Annotated in this window: 18 protein-coding genes and 1 other RNA gene; 14 read left to right on the forward strand and 5 right to left on the reverse strand. The window is 70.9% G+C overall.

The window, feature by feature from the left end:
* Nucleotides 1-78: 78 nt before the first annotated feature.
* From rnpB to BUE16_RS12905, 8 genes are all read left to right on the forward strand, one after another.
* Nucleotides 79-539, forward strand: an RNA gene (gene rnpB / locus BUE16_RS12870) — RNase P RNA component.
* Nucleotides 540-686: 147 nt separating this feature from the next.
* Nucleotides 687-980 (forward strand): hypothetical protein, encoded by a 294-nt coding sequence (locus BUE16_RS12875; RefSeq protein WP_073310340.1) that lies wholly within the window; start codon nucleotides 687-689, stop codon nucleotides 978-980.
* A 206-nt stretch (nucleotides 981-1,186) separates the two neighbouring features.
* Nucleotides 1,187-2,119 carry an MBL fold metallo-hydrolase gene (locus tag BUE16_RS12880; RefSeq protein ID WP_073310343.1) on the forward strand — a complete coding sequence of 311 codons (933 nt, stop codon included), beginning with the start codon at nucleotides 1,187-1,189 and terminating at the stop codon, nucleotides 2,117-2,119.
* A 123-nt stretch (nucleotides 2,120-2,242) separates the two neighbouring features.
* The gene (locus BUE16_RS12885) at nucleotides 2,243-4,192 is read left to right on the forward strand and encodes an AMP-dependent synthetase/ligase (protein WP_073310345.1); all 1,950 of its coding nucleotides are present in this window, start codon (nucleotides 2,243-2,245) and stop codon (nucleotides 4,190-4,192) included.
* A gap of 147 nt (nucleotides 4,193-4,339) precedes the next feature.
* A complete protein-coding gene (locus BUE16_RS12890) occupies nucleotides 4,340-6,205 on the forward strand; it encodes a cation:proton antiporter domain-containing protein (protein WP_073310347.1) in 1,866 nt (621 codons plus the stop codon).
* 61 nt (nucleotides 6,206-6,266) lie between these two features.
* Entirely contained in the window at nucleotides 6,267-7,694 is a 1,428-nt protein-coding gene (lpdA, locus tag BUE16_RS12895) for a dihydrolipoyl dehydrogenase (protein ID WP_073310350.1), read from the forward strand.
* A 106-nt stretch (nucleotides 7,695-7,800) separates the two neighbouring features.
* A complete protein-coding gene (locus BUE16_RS12900) occupies nucleotides 7,801-9,837 on the forward strand; it encodes an ABC transporter ATP-binding protein (RefSeq protein WP_073310352.1) in 2,037 nt (678 codons plus the stop codon).
* 134 nt (nucleotides 9,838-9,971) lie between these two features.
* On the forward strand, nucleotides 9,972-11,324 hold the full coding sequence (locus BUE16_RS12905) for a cytochrome P450 (protein WP_073310354.1): 1,353 nt from the start codon (nucleotides 9,972-9,974) through the stop codon (nucleotides 11,322-11,324).
* 31 nt (nucleotides 11,325-11,355) lie between these two features.
* Here the strand turns inward: BUE16_RS12905 and BUE16_RS12910 are convergent, their stop codons facing one another.
* Together BUE16_RS12910 and BUE16_RS12915 are read right to left on the reverse strand one after the other, a co-directional pair.
* Nucleotides 11,356-11,952 (reverse strand): 2'-5' RNA ligase family protein, encoded by a 597-nt coding sequence (locus tag BUE16_RS12910; RefSeq protein WP_073310356.1) that lies wholly within the window; start codon nucleotides 11,950-11,952, stop codon nucleotides 11,356-11,358.
* Between the two features lie 5 nt (nucleotides 11,953-11,957).
* Nucleotides 11,958-12,140, reverse strand: coding sequence for a DUF7554 family protein (locus BUE16_RS12915; RefSeq protein WP_073310358.1), 183 nt, complete (start codon nucleotides 12,138-12,140; stop codon nucleotides 11,958-11,960).
* 61 nt (nucleotides 12,141-12,201) lie between these two features.
* Between BUE16_RS12915 and BUE16_RS12920 the strand changes: the two genes are divergently transcribed.
* The 5 genes from BUE16_RS12920 to BUE16_RS12940 all read left to right on the forward strand — a co-directional run bounded on the left by BUE16_RS12920 (nucleotide 12,202) and on the right by BUE16_RS12940 (nucleotide 17,927).
* Nucleotides 12,202-13,515, forward strand: a complete 1,314-nt coding sequence (locus BUE16_RS12920; protein ID WP_073310360.1) for a helix-turn-helix transcriptional regulator — start codon at nucleotides 12,202-12,204, stop codon at nucleotides 13,513-13,515.
* Nucleotides 13,516-13,650: 135 nt separating this feature from the next.
* Nucleotides 13,651-14,787 carry a hypothetical protein gene (locus tag BUE16_RS12925; RefSeq protein ID WP_073310362.1) on the forward strand — a complete coding sequence of 379 codons (1,137 nt, stop codon included), beginning with the start codon at nucleotides 13,651-13,653 and terminating at the stop codon, nucleotides 14,785-14,787.
* Nucleotides 14,788-14,931: 144 nt separating this feature from the next.
* The gene (locus tag BUE16_RS12930) at nucleotides 14,932-16,083 is read left to right on the forward strand and encodes an SPFH domain-containing protein (protein WP_073310364.1); all 1,152 of its coding nucleotides are present in this window, start codon (nucleotides 14,932-14,934) and stop codon (nucleotides 16,081-16,083) included.
* Nucleotides 16,084-16,194: 111 nt separating this feature from the next.
* Entirely contained in the window at nucleotides 16,195-17,406 is a 1,212-nt protein-coding gene (locus BUE16_RS12935) for a 60S ribosomal export protein NMD3 (RefSeq protein WP_073310367.1), read from the forward strand.
* 53 nt (nucleotides 17,407-17,459) lie between these two features.
* Nucleotides 17,460-17,927 carry a hypothetical protein gene (locus BUE16_RS12940; RefSeq protein ID WP_073310369.1) on the forward strand — a complete coding sequence of 156 codons (468 nt, stop codon included), beginning with the start codon at nucleotides 17,460-17,462 and terminating at the stop codon, nucleotides 17,925-17,927.
* Nucleotides 17,928-17,946: 19 nt separating this feature from the next.
* On the opposite strand, the gene BUE16_RS12945 is transcribed toward BUE16_RS12940, so the two are convergent.
* From BUE16_RS12945 to BUE16_RS12955, 3 genes are all read right to left on the reverse strand, one after another.
* A complete protein-coding gene (locus tag BUE16_RS12945; RefSeq protein WP_073310371.1) occupies nucleotides 17,947-18,132 on the reverse strand; it encodes a hypothetical protein in 186 nt (61 codons plus the stop codon).
* Nucleotides 18,133-18,259: 127 nt separating this feature from the next.
* Nucleotides 18,260-20,182, reverse strand: coding sequence for a helicase C-terminal domain-containing protein (locus BUE16_RS12950; protein WP_073310373.1), 1,923 nt, complete (start codon nucleotides 20,180-20,182; stop codon nucleotides 18,260-18,262).
* Between the two features lie 103 nt (nucleotides 20,183-20,285).
* Nucleotides 20,286-20,507 carry a DUF7561 family protein gene (locus BUE16_RS12955; RefSeq protein WP_073310375.1) on the reverse strand — a complete coding sequence of 74 codons (222 nt, stop codon included), beginning with the start codon at nucleotides 20,505-20,507 and terminating at the stop codon, nucleotides 20,286-20,288.
* Between the two features lie 144 nt (nucleotides 20,508-20,651).
* Here BUE16_RS12955 and BUE16_RS12960 point away from each other — a divergent pair, with 144 nt between their 5' ends.
* On the forward strand, nucleotides 20,652-21,530 hold the full coding sequence (locus tag BUE16_RS12960; protein WP_073310377.1) for a YkgJ family cysteine cluster protein: 879 nt from the start codon (nucleotides 20,652-20,654) through the stop codon (nucleotides 21,528-21,530).
* The last annotated feature ends 43 nt before the right edge of the window (nucleotides 21,531-21,573 follow it).

Raw genomic sequence — 21,573 nt, forward strand, 5'->3', positions numbered from 1 at the left:
CGGTTTCCTCACGTCCGTCGCGCTTCGATCGACCCGTTCCTCGAACGTTTTATCCCGGACAGCGACGTAGCTCGGACCGGCAGAGGGAGCCCGACCCCCGTGCGCTCGACCCTCGCGGCGACGGCGCATGAGGAAAGTCCCCCCACCCCCGGACGGGCGACCGGGCGCAAGCCCGGAGTCGGAGACGGCTGGCTCTGGAACAGCAACGAGACCCCCCGCCCCGACCCATGAGGTGCGACGGCGACCTTCCGGTCGCCGCCGGCGTCTGCGGTCCGCCGCGGACGCGCGAACCGACCCGAGAGGGAAGGGAGTGAACCCACCGAGGGCCGCGGCTTCGCCGCGAGACGGGCGGGAACGGATGGAACGGCGAATCCTCGCCGGTGCAAGCCCGCGTCGACGGGCGGCCACCACGCGGCGGTCGCCCCGATGGTAGTCCGGGTGCTCGCCTCGCGCGAGCGACCGGGGCATGCGCCCCGCGACCGACGCGGACGCTCAGCCGAATGTCGGGCCGAACAGAAGGGGGCTTACTCCCCTCAGCCGATCGCACCCCAGCCAGCGACGGCGTCACGCCGCCCGGCAGAACGCCTGCCGGCGGCGGTAGGCCACCGGCTACCGTCGGACGACGGTCGTGCGAGTGTTTGACACGCACCCGACTAACTAAAACGGATGGACACCCAACCGACTGTGTGGACAGCAGAGAACTCACGGCGGCCCTCGAGCGCGAGTTCGGGGGAACTGAGGCGGCACGCCGTACCGTCGCCCGCCAGGCGCGGGACCTGGCCGACTCCGGCGCGATCGAAGCCGACCGCGGCCACGAGCTCACCGTGGAGGACGTGATCGAGAACCTGGCCGACGCGCCCGAGGATCACGACCTCGTCGAGCGGTGGAACTGGTGGCTCGGATCGCTGGAAACCGCCTACGGCGGCTACGAGCGGTTCACGGTTCGGTTCGTCGACGACGGCCCCGACGTGAACGCCTGAGGCTCGCCCGCCGCCGAACGCGCCGGCGAGTCGGCGTCGGCTCGCGCCCGCCGTCGCCTCCCGCCGCACGCGACCCCGCACGCTCCGCCCCGCCCTCCGCGTGGCACCGCCCGTCAGCCCTTGGCTCGCCCGGCGGGTGCGTGTCGCTCCGACGGCTGCTCGGCGCCTCCCGAATTCTTTTGATACCGACTGACGGGGGTTCAGGTATGGACACCGACATCGGCCCCGGGGAGTACGCCCCCGTCCCCGGGTGTGCGGACCTGTACTACCTCGACACCGACATGTACGACACCGCCAACTACGGCTCGGTGTACCTCCTCGACGCCGAGCGTCCCGCGGTGATCGACACCGGCCTCGGTAACAACCGCGAGTTCCTCTTCGACGCGCTCGACGACCTCGGGATGACGCCCGAGTTCATCCTCCCCACGCACGTTCACCTCGACCACGCCGGCGGCGCGGGGTTCCTCGCCAAGCGCTACCCGGACGCGACGGTGCTGATCCACGAGTCCGCCGTCGAGCACCTCGTCGATCCGAGCCGGCTCGTCGAGGGCACGAAGGCCGCGGTCGGCGAGCAGTGGCGCTTCTACGTTGAGCCGGAACCGATCCCAGAAGACCGGATCGAGGCGCTCTCGGGCGGCGAGACGCTCGATCTGGGCGACCGGGAGCTCGACGTGCACCACGCCCCGGGGCACGCCCCCCACCAGGTGATCTTCCACGACCGCGACGACGACGTGGTGTTCACCGCCGACGCCGCCGGCATCTACGTCCCGCAACTGGACGCCATCGAGCAGACCTCCCCGCCCTCCCAGTTCGACCTCCACGGCTGTCAGGACGACGCCGACATGATCCGCGACATCGACCCTCGCTACCTCTGTTTCGGCCATTTCGGCCCACGGAAGTTCGACGACGACATGCTCGCCGGCTACAAGCGCACGCTCGCCGAGTGGGTCGAGGCGGTGCGCCAGCGGCGCGAGGCGCTGGAGGCCGACGAGGACGTCATCGAGCATTTCGCCGAACACGCGCCCCAGGACCTCATCGACACGTGGGGCGAGCGGAAGGCTCGGGACGAACAGCGGATGAACACCCGCGGCGTGCTCGGCTACCTCGACTACATGGAGAAACGGGACGAGACGATCTGAGGTGAGAACCGCGTCCGGGCCCGTCGACAGCGCGGCTGGCTGCCGCGACTGAGGCGAAGAAACGCCGAACAACGGGCGTCGCGAGGGGACCGACTTATTACGAGTGGCGCGGCAAAAAGTAGCATGGATTGGCGCCAGGCGGAACGCGAGTACGACCCGGGGATCACCCGGGACTCGCTGGCGGCGACGTTCGACGCGAGCGCCCGCGACCACGCCGACCGGATCGCACAGCGGTACAAAGGCGGGGTGTACGACCGGTCGCTCGTCCGCGCGGGCGTCGTCGACGCCGCCCCAGACGGGGAGTTCGCCGACCTCACGTACGCCGAGATGCACGACCTCGTGCGCCGGCTCTCGGCCGGCTTCCGCGAGCTCGGCGTCGCTGCCGGCGACCGCGTCGGTATCTTCGCGAACACCCGCATGGAGTGGGCCCACAGCGACTTCGCCCTGCTCGGCGCGGGCGCGGTCGTCACGACAGTGTACAAATCGTCGTCGTCGGATCAGGTCCGGCACCTCCTCGACGACCCCGGCGCCTCCGGCGTCGTCGTCGAGAACCGCGACCTGCTGGAGCGCGTGTTCGCCATCGAGGACGACCTCGATCTGGAGTTCGTCATCCTCCTCGACGGCGAGGCACACGAGCGCGACGACGTGTACACGCTCGGGGAAGTCCACGACCTCGGCGCTGCGGTCGACCCCGGCGACGGCTGGGTGATCGACCGCGACCTCGACGACCTCGCGAGCCTCATCTACACCTCGGGCACCACCGGCACGCCGAAGGGTGCCGAGCTCACCCACCGGAACTTCCTCGCCAACGTCGACCAGTGCATGCGACGGTTCGGCGACCGCCCGGACAAGCCCGACGACGTGCCCGTCGTCGACGAGGAGAGCGTCACCCTGTCGTTTCTCCCCCTCGCGCACGTGTTCGAGCGCCTCGCCGGGCACTTCATGATGTACGCGGCGGGCGCGACGGTGGCATATGCCGAGTCGCCGGACACGCTCCGGGACGACTTCGGACTCGTGTCTCCGACGACGGCGACCAGCGTCCCCCGCGTCTACGAGAAGCTGTACGCCGCGATCCGCGAGCAGGCGTCCGAATCGAGCGTGAAAGAGCGGATATTCAACTGGGCGACCGGCGTCGGCCGCGAGCACCACCGGGCCGCCGACCCCGGCGTCTCTCTGCGGGCCCGCTACGCGCTCGCCGACCGCCTCGTCTTCTCCAACGTGAAGGAGGCGCTTGGCGGCAACGTCGATTTCTTCATCTCCGGGGGCGGATCGCTGTCGGCGGACCTCTGTGAGCTGTACCACGGGATGGACGTCCCCATCCTGGAGGGGTACGGCCTCACCGAGACGGCGCCGGTCGTCGCGGTGAATCCGCCCGAGGAACCGAAGGTCGGCACCATCGGGCCGCCCGTCCACGACGTGGACGTCCGCATCGACGACGAGGTGAGCGGCGTCAACGGCACCGCCGCCGGCGCCGGGAAGGGCGGCGAGGTGGGCGAGCTACTCGTCCGCGGACCGAACGTCTTCGGCGGCTACCGGAACCTCCCGGAGGCGACCGCGGAGGCGTTCGTCGAGATCGACGGCGATCGCTGGTTCCGCACGGGCGACGTGGTCGAGGTCCGCGAGGACGACTACATCACGTTCCGCGAGCGGGCGAAGCAGCTCATGAAGCTCTCGACGGGCAAGTACGTCCCGCCGGGCGCCATCGAGGACTCCTTTGCCGCCTCCGAGTTGGTCGAGCAGGCGATGGTGATCGGGGACTCGAAGCGGTTCGTCTCCGCGATCATCGTCCCGAACCTCCCCGCGGTGCGCAAGTGGAGCGACGAACAGGGGCACGACCTCCCGTCGGATGACGACGCGCTGTGTCGCGACGATCGAGTTCGAGGGCTCATCCAGGCGGAAGTCGACCGCGTGAACGAGGAGTTCGAGGCCCACGAGACGATCAAGCAGTTCCGGGTCGTCCCCGAGGAGTTCTCCGAGGAGAACGACCTGCTCACCCCCACGATGAAGAAGAAACGACGCAACATCCTCGAGCGGTACGCGGACGACATCGGGAGCATATACGCGGAGTCATGAGCGGCGCCGGTGTCCGTCATGCACCGATCGGACTGTACTGCCCCTGTCGGAACGAAGTCGCACTCCGCCTGACCGATGCAACCGACCTCGCCGCAGTAGCCGCCTTTTTATCGGTTCCCCTCGACCACAGCGCATGGAGGTGAGGGGATGTCGGCAGGCGCCGGACAACTGATCGCGATCGTCGCCGTCATCATCGCCGTCGGCGTCGTCGCACAGCTGCTGTCGAACCGGTTTCAGCTCCCGAGCATCATCTTCCTCATCGCCGCCGGGATCGCGCTCGGGCCGGAGGGGCTGGGTGTCATCACCCAGCAGACGTTCGGGCTGACCGGGCTGTCGACCATCGTCGGCCTCTCGGTGGCGATCATCGTCTTCGAGGGCGCGTTCCACCTCAGGATCGACAAGCTCAGGGAGGCACCGGCGGCGACGGTACGGCTCGTCACCGTCGGGGCGGCCATCGCGTTCGTCGCGACGACCGCGGTCGTCCGGGTCGCGCTCGGCGTCGAGTGGCTCGTCGCCGGGCTGATCGGCGCGCTGCTCGTGGCGACCGGGCCGACCGTCATCGCGCCCATCCTCGAGGTGGTGCCGGTTCGCAACCGCGTCGCAACCGCCCTCGACACCGAGGGGATCGTCAACGACGTGACCGCCGCGATCCTCGCGGTCGTCATCTTCGAGGCGATCGTCACCGAGACCACGGAAGCGTTCGCGCTCGTGACGCTGTTCGCCGAACGTCTCGGCGTGGGCGTCGTCGTCGGCGCGCTCGTTGCCGCGGTGGTCTACTACGCGCTGCGGTACGTCAACCTCTCGCCGAGCAATGCCCCACAGAACGCCCGCCTGCTCGTGCTTGCGGGTGCGCTCGTCGCGTACGGCGGCGCGAACTACGTCGCTACCGAGTCCGGGATCGCCGCCGTCGCGGTGGCGGGCGTCCTGCTCGGCAACGCCGACGTCCCCTACGAGGAGGAGATCACGAACTTCAAGGGCGACATCACGCTGCTCGTGTTGTCGTTCGTGTTCATCGCGTTGGCGGCGCTGCTCCAGTTTGAGGACCTGATCCGGCTGGGCCTCGGCGGCGTCGCCGTCGTCGTGGCGGTGATGTTCGTCATCCGTCCGGCGATCGTCATGCTGTCGACGGTCGGGGACAGCTTCCGGCGCAACGAGCGGCTGTTCATGTCGTTCGTCGGCCCACGAGGCATCATCCCGGCGTCCGTCGCCACGCTGTTCGCCGTCGAACTGGCGAACGAGGGGATGGAACCGGCGGCGAACGCGCTCGTGGGGACCGTCTTCCTCGTCATCATGGCGACGGTGGTCCTCGAGGGTGGATTCGCCAGGCAGATCGCGGAGAAGCTCGACGTGATTCCAATGAGAGTACTCATCATCGGCGGCGGGACGGTGGGCCGAACGCTCGCCGACCGCCTCGAGGACCGCGGTGAGGACGTGGTCCTCATCGAGAACAACGAGGAGGTGGTAGAGATCGCCAGAAACGAGGGCCACTCGGTCCACATCGGCGACGGGACCGACACGGACGTGCTTCGTTCGGCGGGCGCCGAGAACGCCCGCATCGTCGTCGCCGCCACCGGAGACGACGACGCGAACCTGTTGGTCGCCCAGCTGGCCGAATCGAAGTTCTCCCCCGAGACCGTCCTCGCGCGGGTGAACCAGCCCAACAACGTCGACGCGTTCGAGGATCTGGGCGTTCGGACCGTTTCGTCGGTGTTCGCGACCGCGCAGGCGCTCGACAACTACATCGAGCGACCCGCGCTCGCAGACTGGATGGGAGAGATCGGTCGGTCGGGCGACGTCCAGGAGATCGAGATCACGTCCGAGGAGACGGACGGCAAGACGGTCGGCACGCTCGGCTCCGAGCTTCCCGGGAACAGCCTGATCGCACTCGTCGCCCGCGACGGGGAGACACAGGTGCCCGCTCAGGAGTTCACCCTGCAGCGAGGGGATCGAGTCACCATCATCGGCGACCGCGAGGACGTGCGGACCGCGATGCGCCGGCTTCACCCGGAGTAGCGGCGTCCTCTCGGCCGCAATTCCTGCCAGTTTATCATCCGGGGTTCACAATCCCCGCGTAATGGTCGTCGGAGACATCTCGACGGGAACGGACGTGGCCGTCATCGGGGCCGGCCCGGGGGGCTACGTCGCCGCCATCCGCGCGGCACAGCTGGGGCTCGACACGACCCTCATCGAGCGGGACGCCTACGGGGGCGCCTGCCTCAACCACGGCTGCATCCCCTCGAAGGCGTTCATCCACGGCGCGGGGGTCGCCCACGAGGCCGCCAACGCCGAGGAGCTCGGCATCTACGCCGACCCCGCGGTCGACATGGAGCGCATGCAGCGCTGGAAGAGCGGCGTCGTCGACCGCCTCACCGGCGGCGTCGAGAAGCTGTGTACGGCCAACGGCGTCAACCTCGTCGAGGGGACGGCGACGTTCGCCGACGAGCACAAGCTCCGCGTCGCCCACGAGGGGGCCGGCCAGGGCAGCGAGTCCATCGAGTTCGAGCACGCCATCGTCGCCACCGGGTCGCGGCCGATCCAGATCCCCGGCTTCGAGTTCGACGGCGAGCGCGTGCTCTCCTCGCGGGATCTGCTCCAGATGGAGTCGCTGCCGGACAGCCTCGTCGTCGTCGGCGCGGGCTACATCGGGATGGAGCTGTCGACGATGCTCGCGAAGCTCGGCACCGACGTAACCGTCGTGGAGATGCTCGACGACGTGCTCCCCGGCTACGAGGAGGACGTGCAGCGGATCGTCCGCTCGCGCGCCGAGGAGCTGGACGTCGAGTTCCACTTCGGCGAGGGCGCCGCCGGCTGGGAGGAGACCGCCGAGGGCGGCGTCGCCGTCGCCACCGAGACCGAGGAGGGGGAAGCGTCCGAGTACCTCGCGGACAAGGTGCTCGTCGCCGTCGGGCGCTCGCCGGTCACCGACACGCTCGAACTGGGGAGCGCCGGCCTCGAACCGACCGAGGACGGCTTCATCGAGACGGACCACCAGGCACGGACCGACGTGGATTCGATCTTCGCCGTCGGCGACGTGGCCGGCGAGCCGATGCTCGCGCACAAGGCCAGCAAGGAGGGAATCGTCGCCGCCGAGGCCGCCGCCGGCGAGCCCGCCGCGCTCGACTATCAGGCCGTGCCCGCGGCCGTCTTCACCGAGCCCGAGATCGCGACCGTCGGACTCACCGAGGCCGAGGCCGCTGAGGAGGGGTTCGATCCCGCCGTCGGACAGATGCCGTTCAACGCCTCCGGCCGCGCGCTCACGACGACCCACACCGAGGGCTTCGTCCGGGTCGTCGCCGACGAGGAGACCGGCTTCGTGCTCGGCGGCCAGATCGTCGGCCCCGACGCCTCCGAGCTGATCGCCGAGCTCGTGCTCGCCGTCGAGATGGGGGCGACCTTGGAGGACGTGGCCGCGACGATCCACACCCACCCGACGCTCGCCGAGGCGACGATGGAGGCCGCCGAGAACGCGATGGGACGGGCGATCCACACGCTGAACCGGTAGGGCGGGCGCCCGGCGCCGACTGCGGCTCGGACCGTCGGCTCCGACCGCCGGACGCGACGTTCCGACTCCCGTGTGCCTTTGTACCGCCGGCGTGTTTCGATTCGTAATGAGCGACGCCGAGGACGACCACGGCGACTTCTCCTCGATCCGGGAGTCCGTCGACGGCAACCCGATGACCGGGTTGCTCCGCTACTGCGTGCCGTACTGGCCGCGGCTGTCGGTGGGGCTGGTGGCCGCCATCACGACGCGACTGGCCCGCCTGCTCCCCTCGCTGCTCGTCGCGGCGGCCATCGACCGCGTCATCCTCGGGAGCGGCGAGCCCGGCCTGCTCGCGCAGGCGGGGCTGCTGCCGACGGCGACGATCACCGGCGAGGCCGCCCGGATCGCCTTCCTCCAGCGACTCGTCGTCATCGCGGCGCTGGCGTACCTGATCCGGTCGGTGACGCGGTTCGCCTCGCGGTACCTGTTCCAGTCGACCGCACAGAAGGTGCAACGCGACCTCCGAAACGACACCTACGACCACATGCAGCACCTCTCGCTGGGCTTTTTCGCCGACCACCAGACGGGCGCGATGATGTCGGTGCTGAACCAGGACGTGAACCGACTGGAGCAGTTCCTCAACACCGAGATCCGGCAGGCGATCCGCGTCGTCGCGACCGTGGGGGGCATCGCGGCGATCATGTACACCTACTCGCCGAAGCTCGCCCTCGTCGCGCTCGCGCCGGTCCCCATCATCGGCCTCGCGTCGGGGCGGTTCCTCACGTGGATCGAACCGAAGTACCGGAGCATCCGCGAGACGGTCTCCAGGCTGAACTCTCGGCTGGAGAACAATATCGGCGGCGCGCGCGTGATCAAGGCGTTCAACCGCCACGAGTTCGAACTGGACCGCGTCGCCGCCCAGAGCGAGCGGTACCACGACGAGAAGGTGGAGGCCATCCGGGCGCGGCGGGCGTTCTTCTCGGGGCTGCGGCTGCTCACGGGCGTCGTTTTTGTCGCCATCCTCTGGATCGCCGGCAGCGACATCATCCGCTACGGCCTCGGCAACACCGACCCCGCGACGCTGACCGCCGGGTCGGTCGCGCTGTTCTTCCTCCTCCTCCGCCGGCTCTACTCGCCGATGCGCCGCGTCGGGAAGACGGCGAACAAGTACCAACTCGCCAAATCCAGCGCCGAGCGCGTGTTTGGCGTGCTCGGCTACGACCCCGCGGTCACCTCGCCGGCGGACCCGCACGTCCCAGAATCCGTCGACGGCCGGGTGACGTTCGACGGCGTGCGCTTCGGCTACACCGACGATGAGGAGGTCATCTCCGGGATCGATCTCGACGTGGATCCGGGTGAGACGGTCGGGCTCGCGGGGACGACGGGCGCCGGGAAGTCGACGCTGTTGAAGCTCATCCCGCGCTTCTACGACGTTGACGAGCGAAGCTCGTCAGCCAGTCAGACGCAGTCTGACGACGTTGATTCCGGCGCCGTTGAGGTCGACGGCGTCGACGTGCGCGAGTACGATCTGCACGCGCTTCGCGAGCACATCGGCATCGTCGAGCAGAACCCCTACATGTTCTCGGGCACCGCCGCCGAGAACATCGGCTACGGCGACCTCTCGGCGCTGGAGGCCGGCGCGGCAGACAGCCGAGGAGCGGCCGACGACCCGGTCGACCCCGCCGCTACCGGCGCAGCGGACGGCCCCGGCGAGCGCATCGTCGAGGCCGCGAAGGCTGCGGAGGCCCACGAGTTCATCACGGACCTCCCGGAGGGCTACGACACCCAGATCGGCGAGCGCGGCGTGAAGCTCTCGGGCGGCCAGCGCCAGCGCATCGCCATCGCGCGCGCCCTGCTCAACGACCCGGAGATCATCGTCCTCGACGAGGCGACCTCAGACGTGGACACCGAGACGGAGGAGCTGATCCAGCGGAGCCTCCGCCGGCTCATCGCCGACCGGACGGCGTTCGTCATCGCCCACCGGCTGTCGACCATCCGCGACGCCGACCGCGTCGTCGTCATGGAGGAGGGACGGATCATCGAGCAGGGCTCCCACGACGAACTGGTCGACGCCGACGGCGACTACGCCGACCTGTGGGCGCGGCAGGCGGGTGAGGACGAGGACGCCGACGAGCCGATCGTCGCGCCCACGGACGACGACTGAAGCTGGGGATGCGCCCGCGCTGGGTCGAGTGACGGGGCCGTCATTCGGCCGAGTGACGAGTCCGCCGTCCGCCCTCGTCGCACGCCCGCGCACGCGCCCGAGGGTATTTCCGCCTCCCGCCCGTGTACTCTCTCATGAGTACGAGACCGCCGGGCCCCCGCGGCGAACCCCTCTTCGGGAACGGCCGGCGCTACTCCCGGGATCCCTTCTCGTTCATGACCGACGTGGCGGACGCCTACGGCGACGTGATCCGCCTCGATCTGGGCCCGCGGGAGACGTACATGCTCACGAACCCCCGCGACATCGAGCGCGTGCTGGTCTCCGACTGGGCGGCGTTCGGCAAGCCGAGCCTTGACGACGCGGTCGACGACCTGCTCGGCGACGGCCTCCTCATGAGCGAGGGCGACCGCTGGCGCCAGCAGCGTGACCTCGCCAACCCCGCGTTCCACGCCAGCCGCATCGCCGGGCTCGACGACGCCGTCGTCGGGCACACCGAGGACGCGCTGGCGACCTGGGCCGACGGCGACCGCATCGACGTGCAACTGGAGCTCGCGCGGCTCACCGTCCGGATCATCGTCACCGCGATGTTCGGGACGGACATCGACGAGGAGACGGTGAGGGCGGTGCAGGAGAACCTCGAACCGCTCGGGCAGCGCTTCGAGCCGAACCCCATGCGCGCGGTGATCCCGAACTGGGCGCCCACCCGGGAGAACCGGCGGTTCGACGACGCCGTCGCGACGCTGGAGGGAGTCATCGACGACCTGGTCGCGCGCCGCCGCGGCACCGAGGAGACGGCGCCCGACCCCGCCGGCGACGCCGTCGACTCGCCGATGCCGATGGACCTCCTGTCCATCCTCCTGCGCGCGCACGACCGGGGTGACCAGACCGAGGGGGACCTCCGCGACGAGCTGATGACGATGCTGCTGGCGGGTCACGACACGACCGCGCTCGCGCTCACGTACACGTTCTACCTCCTCTCGAAGCACCCGGAGGCGAAGGCGCGGTTCCAGCGCGAGGTCGACGCCCTCGACGGCACCCCGACGGCGGCCGACCTCCGTGATCTGTCGTTCACCGACCGCGTGCTCTCGGAGGCGATGCGGCTGTACCCGCCCGTGTACACGCTGTTCCGGGAGTCGAAGGTGGACGCTCGCGTCGCCGGCTACCGGATCCCCGAAGGCTCGCTGATCATGCTCCCGCAGTGGGTCGTCCACCGCTCGGACCGCTGGTACGACGACCCGCTCGCGTTCGACCCGGACCGCTGGGCGCCCGGGCGCCGGGCCGACCGCCCACGGTTCGCGTACTTCCCGTTCGGCGCCGGCCCGCGCCACTGCATCGGCAAGCAGTTCTCGCTGCTGGAGGCGAAGCTCATCCTCGCCACCGTCGGCCGCGCGTTCGACTTCGAGTACGAAGGCCCCGAGCTGGACCTGCGCGGGTCGCTGACGATGCACCCCGACCACCCGATGCCGCTGCGGCTCTCCTCACGCTGAGGGGGCAGCAGGCCGTCGACGGCGAGGCGACTCAGTCGCGCAGCGGCACCCGCGCTGCGATCTCCTTGTACTCGCGCGTCCAGACGCCGAGCTCGTCGACCGTCCAGCGCGCGCCGTCGATGTCGCGCTCGCGCAGGCGCGCGACCGCGGTCGCCGGATCTCCCGGCCCGTCCCACCCGCGGGCGAGCGTGACGTGCGGCGCGTAGTCCGCCTCCTCCAGCCCGGACACGGCGCCGAATTCCCGGACGAGTCGGTCGTGGAGCGCGCGAAGCGGGTCCGCGGCCGTCGCGTCGTCGGTCGCGACGCCCGCGGCGCCGCTCCGGTCGCCGGCGTCGCGGTCGCCCGGGGCGACCGCCTCGACCGCGAGGTAGACGACGGGCGCATCGCCGAGGGGCGGGTCCTCGAAGGCGCCGACGCCGGTCACGCGCACCTCGAACGGCGCGACGCCCCGGAGGACGGGGCGCAGTCGCTCGCGGATCCGGTGAAGGTCGTTCAGGTCGCGACCGTCGAGGCGCTTCACCACGAGCGTGTGCCGGTCGCGGATCGACGCGAAGTCGGCGAGGTCGGGCTCCAGTGAGGCAGCGAGCCGTTGGACCGCCCAGGGAACGGGGACGTTGACGCTGTACACGTCGCTCAGAGGTTGTCAGTCAGCCACAGCACGATGAGCACGACGATGACGACCCCGATGATCCCCTTCAGCGGTCCGGCGATCAGCCCCAGCGCGAACCCGAGCACGCCGGTGATGATCTCGACGACGAGCCAGACGATCACCAACACCAACACGATCTTCAGCAGATCCTCCACGTCGAGTTCCATACCACGCGTAGGTTCGGCGGCGACGAAAACCGTTTTGGGCACCCCGGCGGTGTGAGTGGGTATGCGACGCTCCGCCGCCGCCATCGCGCTGGCGCTTCTCCTCGCGATCGCCGGTCTCACTCCGGCGATCGCGGCCGCGACGGCGGCCGACGGGCCGTCTCCGACCGCCGCGGCGTCTCGGTCCGCCGACATCGTCGGGCCCGGTGACGACGCCGCGACACCGGCGGATCTCGGCGATGGATTCGCACAGACGGGCGACATCGCCGCGGACACCGTCATCCTCCGTGCGGAACTCGAGCCCGACGGCGACGCGCACTGGCGCATCGCCTACCGGATCAAGTTGAGCGACGAGAACACGACGGCGGCCTTTGAGAGCCTCCAGGCCGACATCCGCGCGAACACCTCGGCGTACGCCGAGCGCTTCGAGTCGCGGATGCAAACGACGGTCGCGGCCGCCGAGAACGCCACCGGCCGCGAGATGAGCCTCTCGAACGTCTCGGTCACCGCCCAGCGAAATCCGTTTCCGACCAGCACCGACTACGGCGTCGTCGCCTACAGCTTCGACTGGGAGAACTTCGCTGAGACGCAGGGCAGGCGCGTCGTCGCCGGCGACGCGCTCGCCGGACTGTATCTCGACTCGGGAACCATCCTCACCTTCGCGTGGCCCGAGGAGTACGACGCCCGAACGGTGTCGCCGGCAGCCGACCAGCGGTCCGAGACCGCGGTGACGTGGCGCGGCGAACGCAACTTCGGGCCCGACCAGCCGTCGGTCACCATCGCGCCGGCGTCCGCGCTGCCGGTCCGTCCGGTCTACCTCGCGGGCGCCGCGGTGCTTCTGCTCGGCATCGCCGGCGCCGCCCTCCTCCGTCGCCGCGGCGACTTCCCGATCGAGACGGGCGACGGCACCGACGCCTCGATCGCAAGCAACGACGCGGCCACGGCGCCGATGGACAGCGCCGCGTCCGCGTCGGGATCGAACGCAGACGGGGCGGGCACCGACACCGACGCGGACGCGACCACCGAAGCGAACGCGGAATCCGGAGCCGGCGCGTCGACCGCTGACGCCGGCGGGGTCGAGAGTACCGACGGGAGGGACGGTACGGACGCGGACACCGCCCCCCCGGAGGAACTCCTCAGCCCGCACGAGCGCGTGGTCCGCCTGGTGGAGGACAACGGCGGGCGGATGAAGCAGGCGGACGTGACCGCGGCGCTCGACTGGAGCGCCGCCCGTACCAGTCAGGTCGTCGGAGACCTCCGGGACGACGGAGACATCGAGAGCTTCCGACTGGGCCGCGAGAACGTCCTTCGGCTCCCCGAGGCCGACGACGAACCCCACCCCGGGGACATCGATCGCGGCGACGGATCGGAGGAGTGAGGCCCGCCGAATCGGCGAGAGACGGACGGACCGTTGACAGATCGAACGACAGCGGCAACTTAACGTCGCTTAACCGGACTGAATCCGACGAGAGGGAGTCGACGGTATTAGTGGGTGGGTCACCTTATTCCAGCTATGAGTCGGACGACCGTGCTCCTGATGGTAGCGGTGCTCGTCGTGGCGGGGGGTCCCGCGACGGCCGCGTTCGCCCAGGAGTCGTCGGGAGAGCAACCGGGGGTGACGTTCGCCGGCGTCGTTGGAGTGCAGGGCGCGGAAGTCGAGGGCGAGGTCGCTGAGCGCGCGCTCAACCGTCGCTTCGCCGCCGCGGAGACGAACGCTTCGAAGGCGGCGATCGTCGCTGGGCAGACCGAGGACGCCCGCGAGCAGTTGGCGGTGCTCCGCGAGCGTCGCGAGACGCTACGGGAGCGCTACGAATCGGGCGAGATCACTCGCGGCGAGTACCGCTCGAAGCTCGCGCGCTTCGCCGCACAGCTGCGGACGCTCGAACGGCGCCTCAACATCACCGCCGCGGTCGCCGAGGATCTCCCGGCTGCGGCGCTCCGCGAGCGCGGCGTCACCACCTCGGGGATAGTCGAGTTACGCCAGAACGCCTCCAAGATGGGCGGCGGCGAGGTCGCGGAGGCTGCGCGCGAAATCGGTGGGAAGGGGACGGGTACGGGGCTCACCGGTGACCCCGGCCCGCCGGAGGATCGCGAGAACGCGTCCGCCGGCGACCGCGGCGAGGCGGACGAGCGCGGTGAGGCCGCAGACGGCCGCAACGAGCGTGGCGAGGGAAACGCCAACTCGTCGGCGTCGGCCGGTGAGGGCGCCGCCGGCGACCGCACGGCCTCCAACCGGAGCGCCGGCGCCGGCGCGAGCGGAACGCGCGGCTCGGGGGCCACCACTGACGACGGCGTCGAGACTGAAAATCGAACCGCGGGCGGCGGGACCGACGAGAACGGGTCGTCCGCCGCGGGAAGCGACGACAGCCGCGGCGACGACGCCGGACGCAACGGCGGCGACCGCGGTACCGGTGCCGCCGATGGCGGTGACGGCCGCGGTACCGGTGCCGCCGATGGCGGTGACGGCCGCGGTACCGGTGCCGCCGATGGCGGTGACGGCCGCGGTACCGGTGCCGCCGCCGGCGAGAACGGCACCGGTGACGACGCCGACGGTTCGAGCGACGACACGTCCGACGACGCCACCGCGACCGAGTCGGACACGCCCCGACTGACGGGCGATTCGATCCGGGCACCGGCGTGGAGTCGGTAACGCATCGGCGCGCGCGACCGTGTGCCGCTCGCCGCCCCCTGTTCCCGGTCAGGCTGGTGCGTCCGCGGGGCGGTCGGGTCGTTCCCCCCGTCGTCGGCCGGTTCCCGCGAAACCTGTAAGTAGCGTGTCGTCCAATCGATCGTTATGGACAACGCCGGCAGGCGGTTCTTCCGCTCGTTGGGGCGCCTGAGCGCCGGCGACTTCGGGCTGTCCGACCTCTTCCCCGACAGCGGCCGTCGCCGGTTCGCGCTGGGCGCGCTGGTGGCGCTGGCCGCGTGGGCGTTGCTCCCGATGGAGTACGCACTCGCCGGCACGCTCCTGGTGTTCGCGCTGGCGACGCTCGTCTCCGGTGTCGAGATCGTGCAGGCGTACGAGAAGCGCGCGCTCACGGTGTTCGGTGCTAATTGGGGCCTGCTCGATCCCGGTCTCCACCTGATCCCCCCGTTCGTCTCGCGAACCTACCCCTTCGACACCCGCGTCGAGACCATCGACGTGCCGACGCAGGAGGCGATCACCGAGGACAACTCGCCCGTCGTCGCAGACGCGGTCGTGTACGTGCGCGTCGTCGACGCCGAGCGGGCGTTCCTCCGGGTCGACGACTACCGCCGCGCGACCGCCCTGCTGGCGCAGACGACCCTCAGAGCGGCTATCGGCGACATGGAACTCGACGAGACGCTGAGCCGCCGCGATGAGATCAACCGCCGCATCCGCGAGGGGCTGCAGGGACCGACCGACGACTGGGGCGTGAACGTCGAGCTGGTCGAGGTGCAGGAGGTGCTCCCGACCCGCGGCGTCCTCGACGCGATGGAAGAGCAGACCTCCGCCGAGCGCCGCCGGCGCGCGATGATCCTCGAAGCGCAGGGGAAGCGGCGGTCGGCCGTCGAGGCCGCCGAGGGCGACCGCGCGGCGAACGTCCTCTCGGCGCAGGGGAAGAAGGTCGCGAGCGTCCTCGAGGCGCAGGGCGACGCGGTCTCGACGGTGCTGCGGGCGCGAGCGGCCGAGTCGATGGGCGAGCGCGCCATCGTCGACAAGGGGATGGAGACGCTCGCGGCCATCGGACAGGGAGCGTCCACCACCTTCGTGATCCCGCAGGAGCTGACGAGCCTGCTCGGTCGCTACGGCGAACGGCTCTCGGGGTCGGACGTGCGGGACTCGGCGGCGCTGGACTCCCTGTCGCTCGACGACGACGACCGGGAGCTGCTCGGGCTGGACGCCGTCGCCGAGCTGCTCGACTCGGAGGCCGAGACCGGCGCGGAGGCGGCCCCCGAGTGGGAGTCGACCTACGAGGCGGAGTGACGCGGGCGGGAGAGGCCCCCGGCTGCCCGCGCCCGTTCGCGCCCGCGGCGGCGACCCGATCGGCCCACCAGCCGCGCCGCTTAACCGGCTCTGTCGTGTACCGAAGCGCCAATGAGCGAGACACGCGACACGCGGGAGTTCTGCCCGCGCTGCGGCGACTCGGTTCCGGAGCGCGAGGAGCCGCTCCCCGGCGAGCCGCGCGAGCGCGACCGCGTGCTCTGTGACGCCTGTTACTTCGAGGACTTCGAGCTGGTCGATGCGCCCGAGCGCGTCGAGGTAACCGTCTGTTCGCACTGCGGCGCGGTCCACCACGGCAACCGCTGGGTCGACGTGGGCGCGCGCGACTACACCGACGTGGCCGTCGACGAGGTGTCGGAGGCGCTGGCGGTGCACCTGAAGGCCGACCAGATCCAGTGGGGCGTCGAGCCCGAGCAGGTCGACCAGAACACGATCCGGATGCACTGCACGTTCGCGGGCGTCGTCCGCGACACCCACGTCGAGGAGACGGTTGTCGTCCCGGTGAAGATCAGCCGCGGCACCTGCGACCGCTGCGGGCGCATCTCCGGCGGGAGCTACGCCGCGGAGGTGCAGATCCGCGGCCGCGACCGCGTCCCCGAGCAGGCCGAGCAGGAACGGGCCGTCGAGATCGCCGAGTCGCTCGTCGCAGAGCGCGAGGCCGACGGCGACCGCGAGTCGTTCGTCACCGAGGTGACAGACCAGCCAGAGGGCAAGACCGTGAAGCTCTCGACCAACAAACTCGGCAAGGCTGTCGCCACCCAGATCACCGAGGAACTCGGCGGGAGCCACTCGGAGGCGCCGACGCTCGTCACCGAGGACGGCGACGGCAACGAGGTGTACCGCGTCACCTTCGCGGTCCGCCTGCCGAAGTTCCGCCCCGGCGACGTGATCGACCCGGACGACGACGAGGGGCCGGTGCTCGTGCGCTCGGTCCGCGGGAACCTGAAGGGCGTCCGTCTCGCCACCGGCGAGCCCTACGAGGCCGGATTCGAGGAGGGCGAGACGCCAGACGCCGAGACGGTCGGACACGTCGACGACGCCGTCGAGACGACCGTCGTCACCGTCGAGGACGACAACGCGGTGCAGGTGCTCGACCCCGAGACGTACGAGGCCGTGACGGTCGCCCGGCCCTCCGGCGTCGCCGACGACGCCGCGACCGTAGACGCCGTGAAGACCGACGCTGGCCTGTTCGTGATCCCGCCGACGGAGGACGCGGACGGGGCGGACCGGGCGGACCGGGCGGACGGGGCGGACGTGGCGGACGTGGCGGACGACGAGGTCGCCGACGGCGGCGACGACGCGTAGGCGACGATCACCTCGCCCCGAACGTTTTCTCCCCCGACCGCGTCGCCTCCGACGTGCACCGACGCGCCCTCCTCTCCGCGCTGGCGACCCTCCCGGCGGCGACGACCGCCGGTTGCGGGTTCCGTCTCTCGGGACCGATCGCACGTCGGTCGTTCGAGATCTGCGACGCCGACGGCGAGTGTGCCGAGAAGGTCCCCGACGCCGGCGGCGACCCGGTGGTCGAACGACACCCCGACGAGCGACGGATCGTGGTCTACGGGTTCATGTACGTCGGGTCGGGGTCGTGCGACCGGGCGGTCCTCGATTCGGCCCACGTCGCAAACGACACGCTCGTCGTGCGCGTCGGCGTCGAGAGTCGGGGGGCGTTCGGCTTCGGCGTCGCTCCGACCCTCGGCTGTACCGCGGACATGAGCGCCGACCGCTACCGCGCGACCGTCCGCTTTCGGTCGTCGCTTCCGGCGGACGTGACGGTGATCGAGGACGCGGCCTACGACCCGGAATCGACACCGGGCGGGGAGTGAACGAGGCGACGGGCCGAACTCAGTCGGCGTTCGCGGGCGACGGCCCCGTCGCGTCGGCCGTCGGGGTCGCCGTCTCGACGCCGCGCCGGGCACAGATCGCGGCGAATCGGTCCTCGGCGCCGCCGGCCTTCCGGGCGGCCTGCGTTCGTGTGAGCGTTCCTGCGGCGAACAGCGTCAGCGTCGCCTCGATGCCGTGCGTGGTCATACCCGGCTTCAGTGCAAGGGAATACACAATCCTTCGTGAGATAATATGTCACGGAAGATCCGGCGACGCGGCGCTCGCGGCTCACGTGATATACGGTCGTACCTCGATTCCGGCCAGTCCTGAAGGACTATTCCCCCCACACGTCCGACAGCGGGTGGTCCGCCATCGGGTCGTCGTCGTCGCCGTCACCCGCTCGACCGTCGCCCGAGCGCGTCCGCGACGACCGCGACGACCGCGACGATCCCGACGAACCGGAGGGCCGCGAGGCGGTCGAAGCGGTCGAGGAGGCCGATCCGGCGCCCGGCGAGGGCGACCCCGACGACGACCCGCCCCCGGAGCGCCGCCGGCCGATGCCGTGGCCCGCGCCGGAACTGGGGCCCGGGTCGGCGGCCATCCCGGCCATCGCCGCGTCGGGGTCGAACTCGGGCAGGTCGGGGGTCGACATCCGGTCGATCTGATCGCGGAACCACGGCGGGGTGTCGGCCTCGGCGCGGTCGAACAGGTCCAGCAGGCTCGAATCCGCGAGGTAGGTGGCGCCGTGGTCGTCGGGCGCGCGGACGACCCGACCGCACGCCTGAATGACGGTGCGGAGGGCGGCGCGGTGGTACCACGGCCACTGGCCGTCCTCCAGTCTGGCGGCGACGCGGGAGTCGCCGGTGTTGAGGTACGGCGCCTTACACAGCACCTGCCAGCGGCACAGGTCCCCGTGCAAGTCGAGCGCCTCCTCCATCTTCACGGAGACGAACACCTCGGGGTCGTCGCTGGCTTTCCACGCCTCCAGTTGGGCGTCGCGGTCGTCGCTGTCGTGGCGGCGGACGCGCGCGCCGACCCCGAACTGGTCGAACCGCTCGGCGAGCTGCCGCGCGATGGCGTAGCTGTGGGCGTGGACCAGTCCCTTCTCGTCGGGGTGGCGCGCCATCAGCCGCAGGCACAGCCGTGCGACCTTCGGGAGCGTCTCCTCGCGGTGTTCGTACGTCATTTTCCCCTGCGTCGTATCGAACAGCGGCCGGTGCTCGACGGGGAAGGTGTGCTCCACGTCGACGAGTGCGACCTCCTCGGGGTTGAGCCCGACGCCGCGGCAGAACGACTCCTTGCTCAGGATGGTCGCCGAGAGTAGGGCGAAGCGATTACCGCGGTCCCAGACGGTGTGTTTGAGGTACTTCTCGGGGTCCAGGGGCTTGATCGTCAGCGTGCCCCCCTCGCCGTCGGGCTGGTCGACGACCCACGTCGTCGCCGACTCTGTGTCGCGGTAGTCCTCGAGGAACCACTTCAGCTCCGAGATGACCTCCTGGAGCCGGTCGCGACGGGCGGCCTCCTCGGGCGTCAGATCGCCCTTCGCCAGCAGTTCGTCCTTCTCGTCCGAGCAGACGCCGAGCAGCGCCTTCGCGAAGCGCGCGGTGCGCTCCAGCGGCCCGACCTCGTCGTTGTGGATGTCCGGCACGCCCACGTCGTCCCACACGGGGACGGTCTCGGGCGACAATTCGATGGTCGCGTACATCTCCGCCCACTCCGCGAGGCCGTGCGCCTCGTCGACGACGACCACGTCCCGCTTCCGAAAAACGTCCGAGCCGGCGGTCTGCATGAAGTACGCCAGCGTCATCGCCGCGATGGGCCGGTTTGAGGCGATGGCCCGGTCGGAGTAGTACGGACAGCGGTGCTGCACCGAGCAGTCGTAGCCGCGCTGGCGGGCACACGGAGCGCGGTTGACCGGCGTGTCCTCCTCACCGGGGAGGATGCAGGTGTAGTTGGACTTCCCGCGGATGACGCTCAGGTCGTCGAGCAGGTCGTCCGCGGCCACGTCGTCCAGTTGGGACACCTGCGGGGTGGTGTAGTACGCGCCCGTCGCCTCCGACGGGCTCGCCTCCTCGACGCTGCGGGCCGCGCCCGCGATGGCGCGCGCGAGCAGGGACTTCCCGCTGCCGGTGGGCGCGCGCACGAGCACGACGCGGTTGCCGGCGGCGAACGCGTCCGCGATGTCCGCCAGCGCCCGCTCTTGGGCGCCGCGGAAGGAGGGGGCGGGGAACTCGGCGACGATCCGGTCGGGGTCCACGGTCGTCAGACCGAATCGGCGGCCGGCGGGTAAGCGTGTCGGATGGTGACACCGTGGCGATCCGGCGACGATCGCGACCCGAGTGGCGCGCGGGTGGAGGCGGTCATTCGTCGCCGTCCGCCGGAAGCGCCTCGATGTGTGCGCGGGTGACCGCCTCGTCGTCAGGGAGCGCGTCGATGCAGTCGTAACACAGGAAGTGCTTGGAGCCGTCCGCCAGCTCCAGCGTCAGGCCGTCGGTGCTCCCGGTCTCGAACGACCAGAGGTCGCCGATCCCGCCGCCGAGACGGACGCGCCGGTCGCAGCCGTCACAGCGCTGTTTGCTCATGACGACGGTCGGTCCGGCGCGGACATAAGCCCGCGGCTCCGCGGGGGCGACCCCGGGGATCGGCCCCGGACGGCAGCCACCCGCTCCACCGGCGCCACCCGGGGACAGCTTCTTGGGCCGCGGCAGCGTCACCCGTTCACAGGCATGGAGGTGAACTGCGAGGGCTGCGCCGGCTGCTGCCTCGACTGGCGGCCGCTCGGCGCGCCCGACGATCGCGAGCGCGAGGGCCGCTACCGCGCGCTCGACGACGCGTACAACCTCGTCCCGCTCGCCCGCGACGAGATCCGCGGGTTCGTCGACGGGGGGCTCGGCGATGCGCTCGTCCCGCGGCTGTTTGCGGCCGACGGCGACCGCACCGCGACGGTCGGCGGGCGCGAGGTCGCGGGTGTCGACGGCCGCCCCGCGTTCCTCGTCGGCATCCGCAAGCTCCCGAAGCCCGTCGCGCCGTTCGACGGCGAACGCGTCTGGCTCGACGCGTGCGCCTTCCTCGATCCGGACACGCTCAAGTGCCGGATCCACGACACCGACCGCTACCCCGAGCGCTGTCGGACGTACCCCGGACACAACCTCGAACTCGACGCGGAGACGGAGTGCGAGCGCGTCGAGCGCGTCCACGGGGAGACCCGAGAGCGCCTCGTCGACGACGCGGTCTCGGCCGACCTCCCGCCGCCCCCGCTGAGCCGCGGGGCGCTCGGCTCGACGGTGTTCCTCCACCACGACCCCGACGCGCTCGCCGATTCGGGCGCCCTCGGACGCCTCGTCGACGGGGCGGCGACGCCGGCCGACCGCGCCGCGTTCGTCGCCGCCGCGGCCGCGTCGGCGCCCGGCACCGCCGCCGTGAACGAGGGCCGCTACGAGCGGGCCCGCGAGCGCGTCCTCGCGGCCGACTCGTGGGTACGTGCCGCCGCGGCCGACTGGGAGGCCGCAGCCGGCGCCCGCGGCGACCGCGTCGGCGGCGCACCCGAGGCGGACCACGTCGAGGTCGAGCGCGGCGCACCCCGGACGACCGAGTGGGGCCGGTGACCGGATCGGTGTACCGGACCGGACCAACTGTTATCGGCGCTGA

The organism is Halobaculum gomorrense, assembly GCF_900129775.1.
GTDB lineage: Archaea > Halobacteriota > Halobacteria > Halobacteriales > Haloferacaceae > Halobaculum > Halobaculum gomorrense.

Excerpts from the sequence above, each read along its gene's own strand:
- BUE16_RS12880 (WP_073310343.1), top strand. The coding sequence starts at position 1,187 with ATGGACACCGACATCGGCCCCGGGGAGTACGCCCCCGTCCCCGGGTGT.
- BUE16_RS12885 (WP_073310345.1), top strand. The coding sequence starts at position 2,243 with ATGGATTGGCGCCAGGCGGAACGCGAGTACGACCCGGGGATCACCCGG.
- BUE16_RS12945 (WP_073310371.1), bottom strand. The coding sequence starts at position 18,132 with ATGACCACGCACGGCATCGAGGCGACGCTGACGCTGTTCGCCGCAGGA.
- BUE16_RS12915 (WP_073310358.1), bottom strand. The coding sequence starts at position 12,140 with ATGGAACTCGACGTGGAGGATCTGCTGAAGATCGTGTTGGTGTTGGTG.
- BUE16_RS12960 (WP_073310377.1), top strand. The coding sequence starts at position 20,652 with ATGGAGGTGAACTGCGAGGGCTGCGCCGGCTGCTGCCTCGACTGGCGG.
- BUE16_RS12920 (WP_073310360.1), top strand. The coding sequence starts at position 12,202 with ATGCGACGCTCCGCCGCCGCCATCGCGCTGGCGCTTCTCCTCGCGATC.
- BUE16_RS12930 (WP_073310364.1), top strand. The coding sequence starts at position 14,932 with ATGGACAACGCCGGCAGGCGGTTCTTCCGCTCGTTGGGGCGCCTGAGC.
- BUE16_RS12905 (WP_073310354.1), top strand. The coding sequence starts at position 9,972 with ATGAGTACGAGACCGCCGGGCCCCCGCGGCGAACCCCTCTTCGGGAAC.
- BUE16_RS12890 (WP_073310347.1), top strand. The coding sequence starts at position 4,340 with ATGTCGGCAGGCGCCGGACAACTGATCGCGATCGTCGCCGTCATCATC.
- BUE16_RS12900 (WP_073310352.1), top strand. The coding sequence starts at position 7,801 with ATGAGCGACGCCGAGGACGACCACGGCGACTTCTCCTCGATCCGGGAG.
- BUE16_RS12955 (WP_073310375.1), bottom strand. The coding sequence starts at position 20,507 with ATGAGCAAACAGCGCTGTGACGGCTGCGACCGGCGCGTCCGTCTCGGC.
- BUE16_RS12925 (WP_073310362.1), top strand. The coding sequence starts at position 13,651 with ATGAGTCGGACGACCGTGCTCCTGATGGTAGCGGTGCTCGTCGTGGCG.
- BUE16_RS12935 (WP_073310367.1), top strand. The coding sequence starts at position 16,195 with ATGAGCGAGACACGCGACACGCGGGAGTTCTGCCCGCGCTGCGGCGAC.
- lpdA (WP_073310350.1), top strand. The coding sequence starts at position 6,267 with ATGGTCGTCGGAGACATCTCGACGGGAACGGACGTGGCCGTCATCGGG.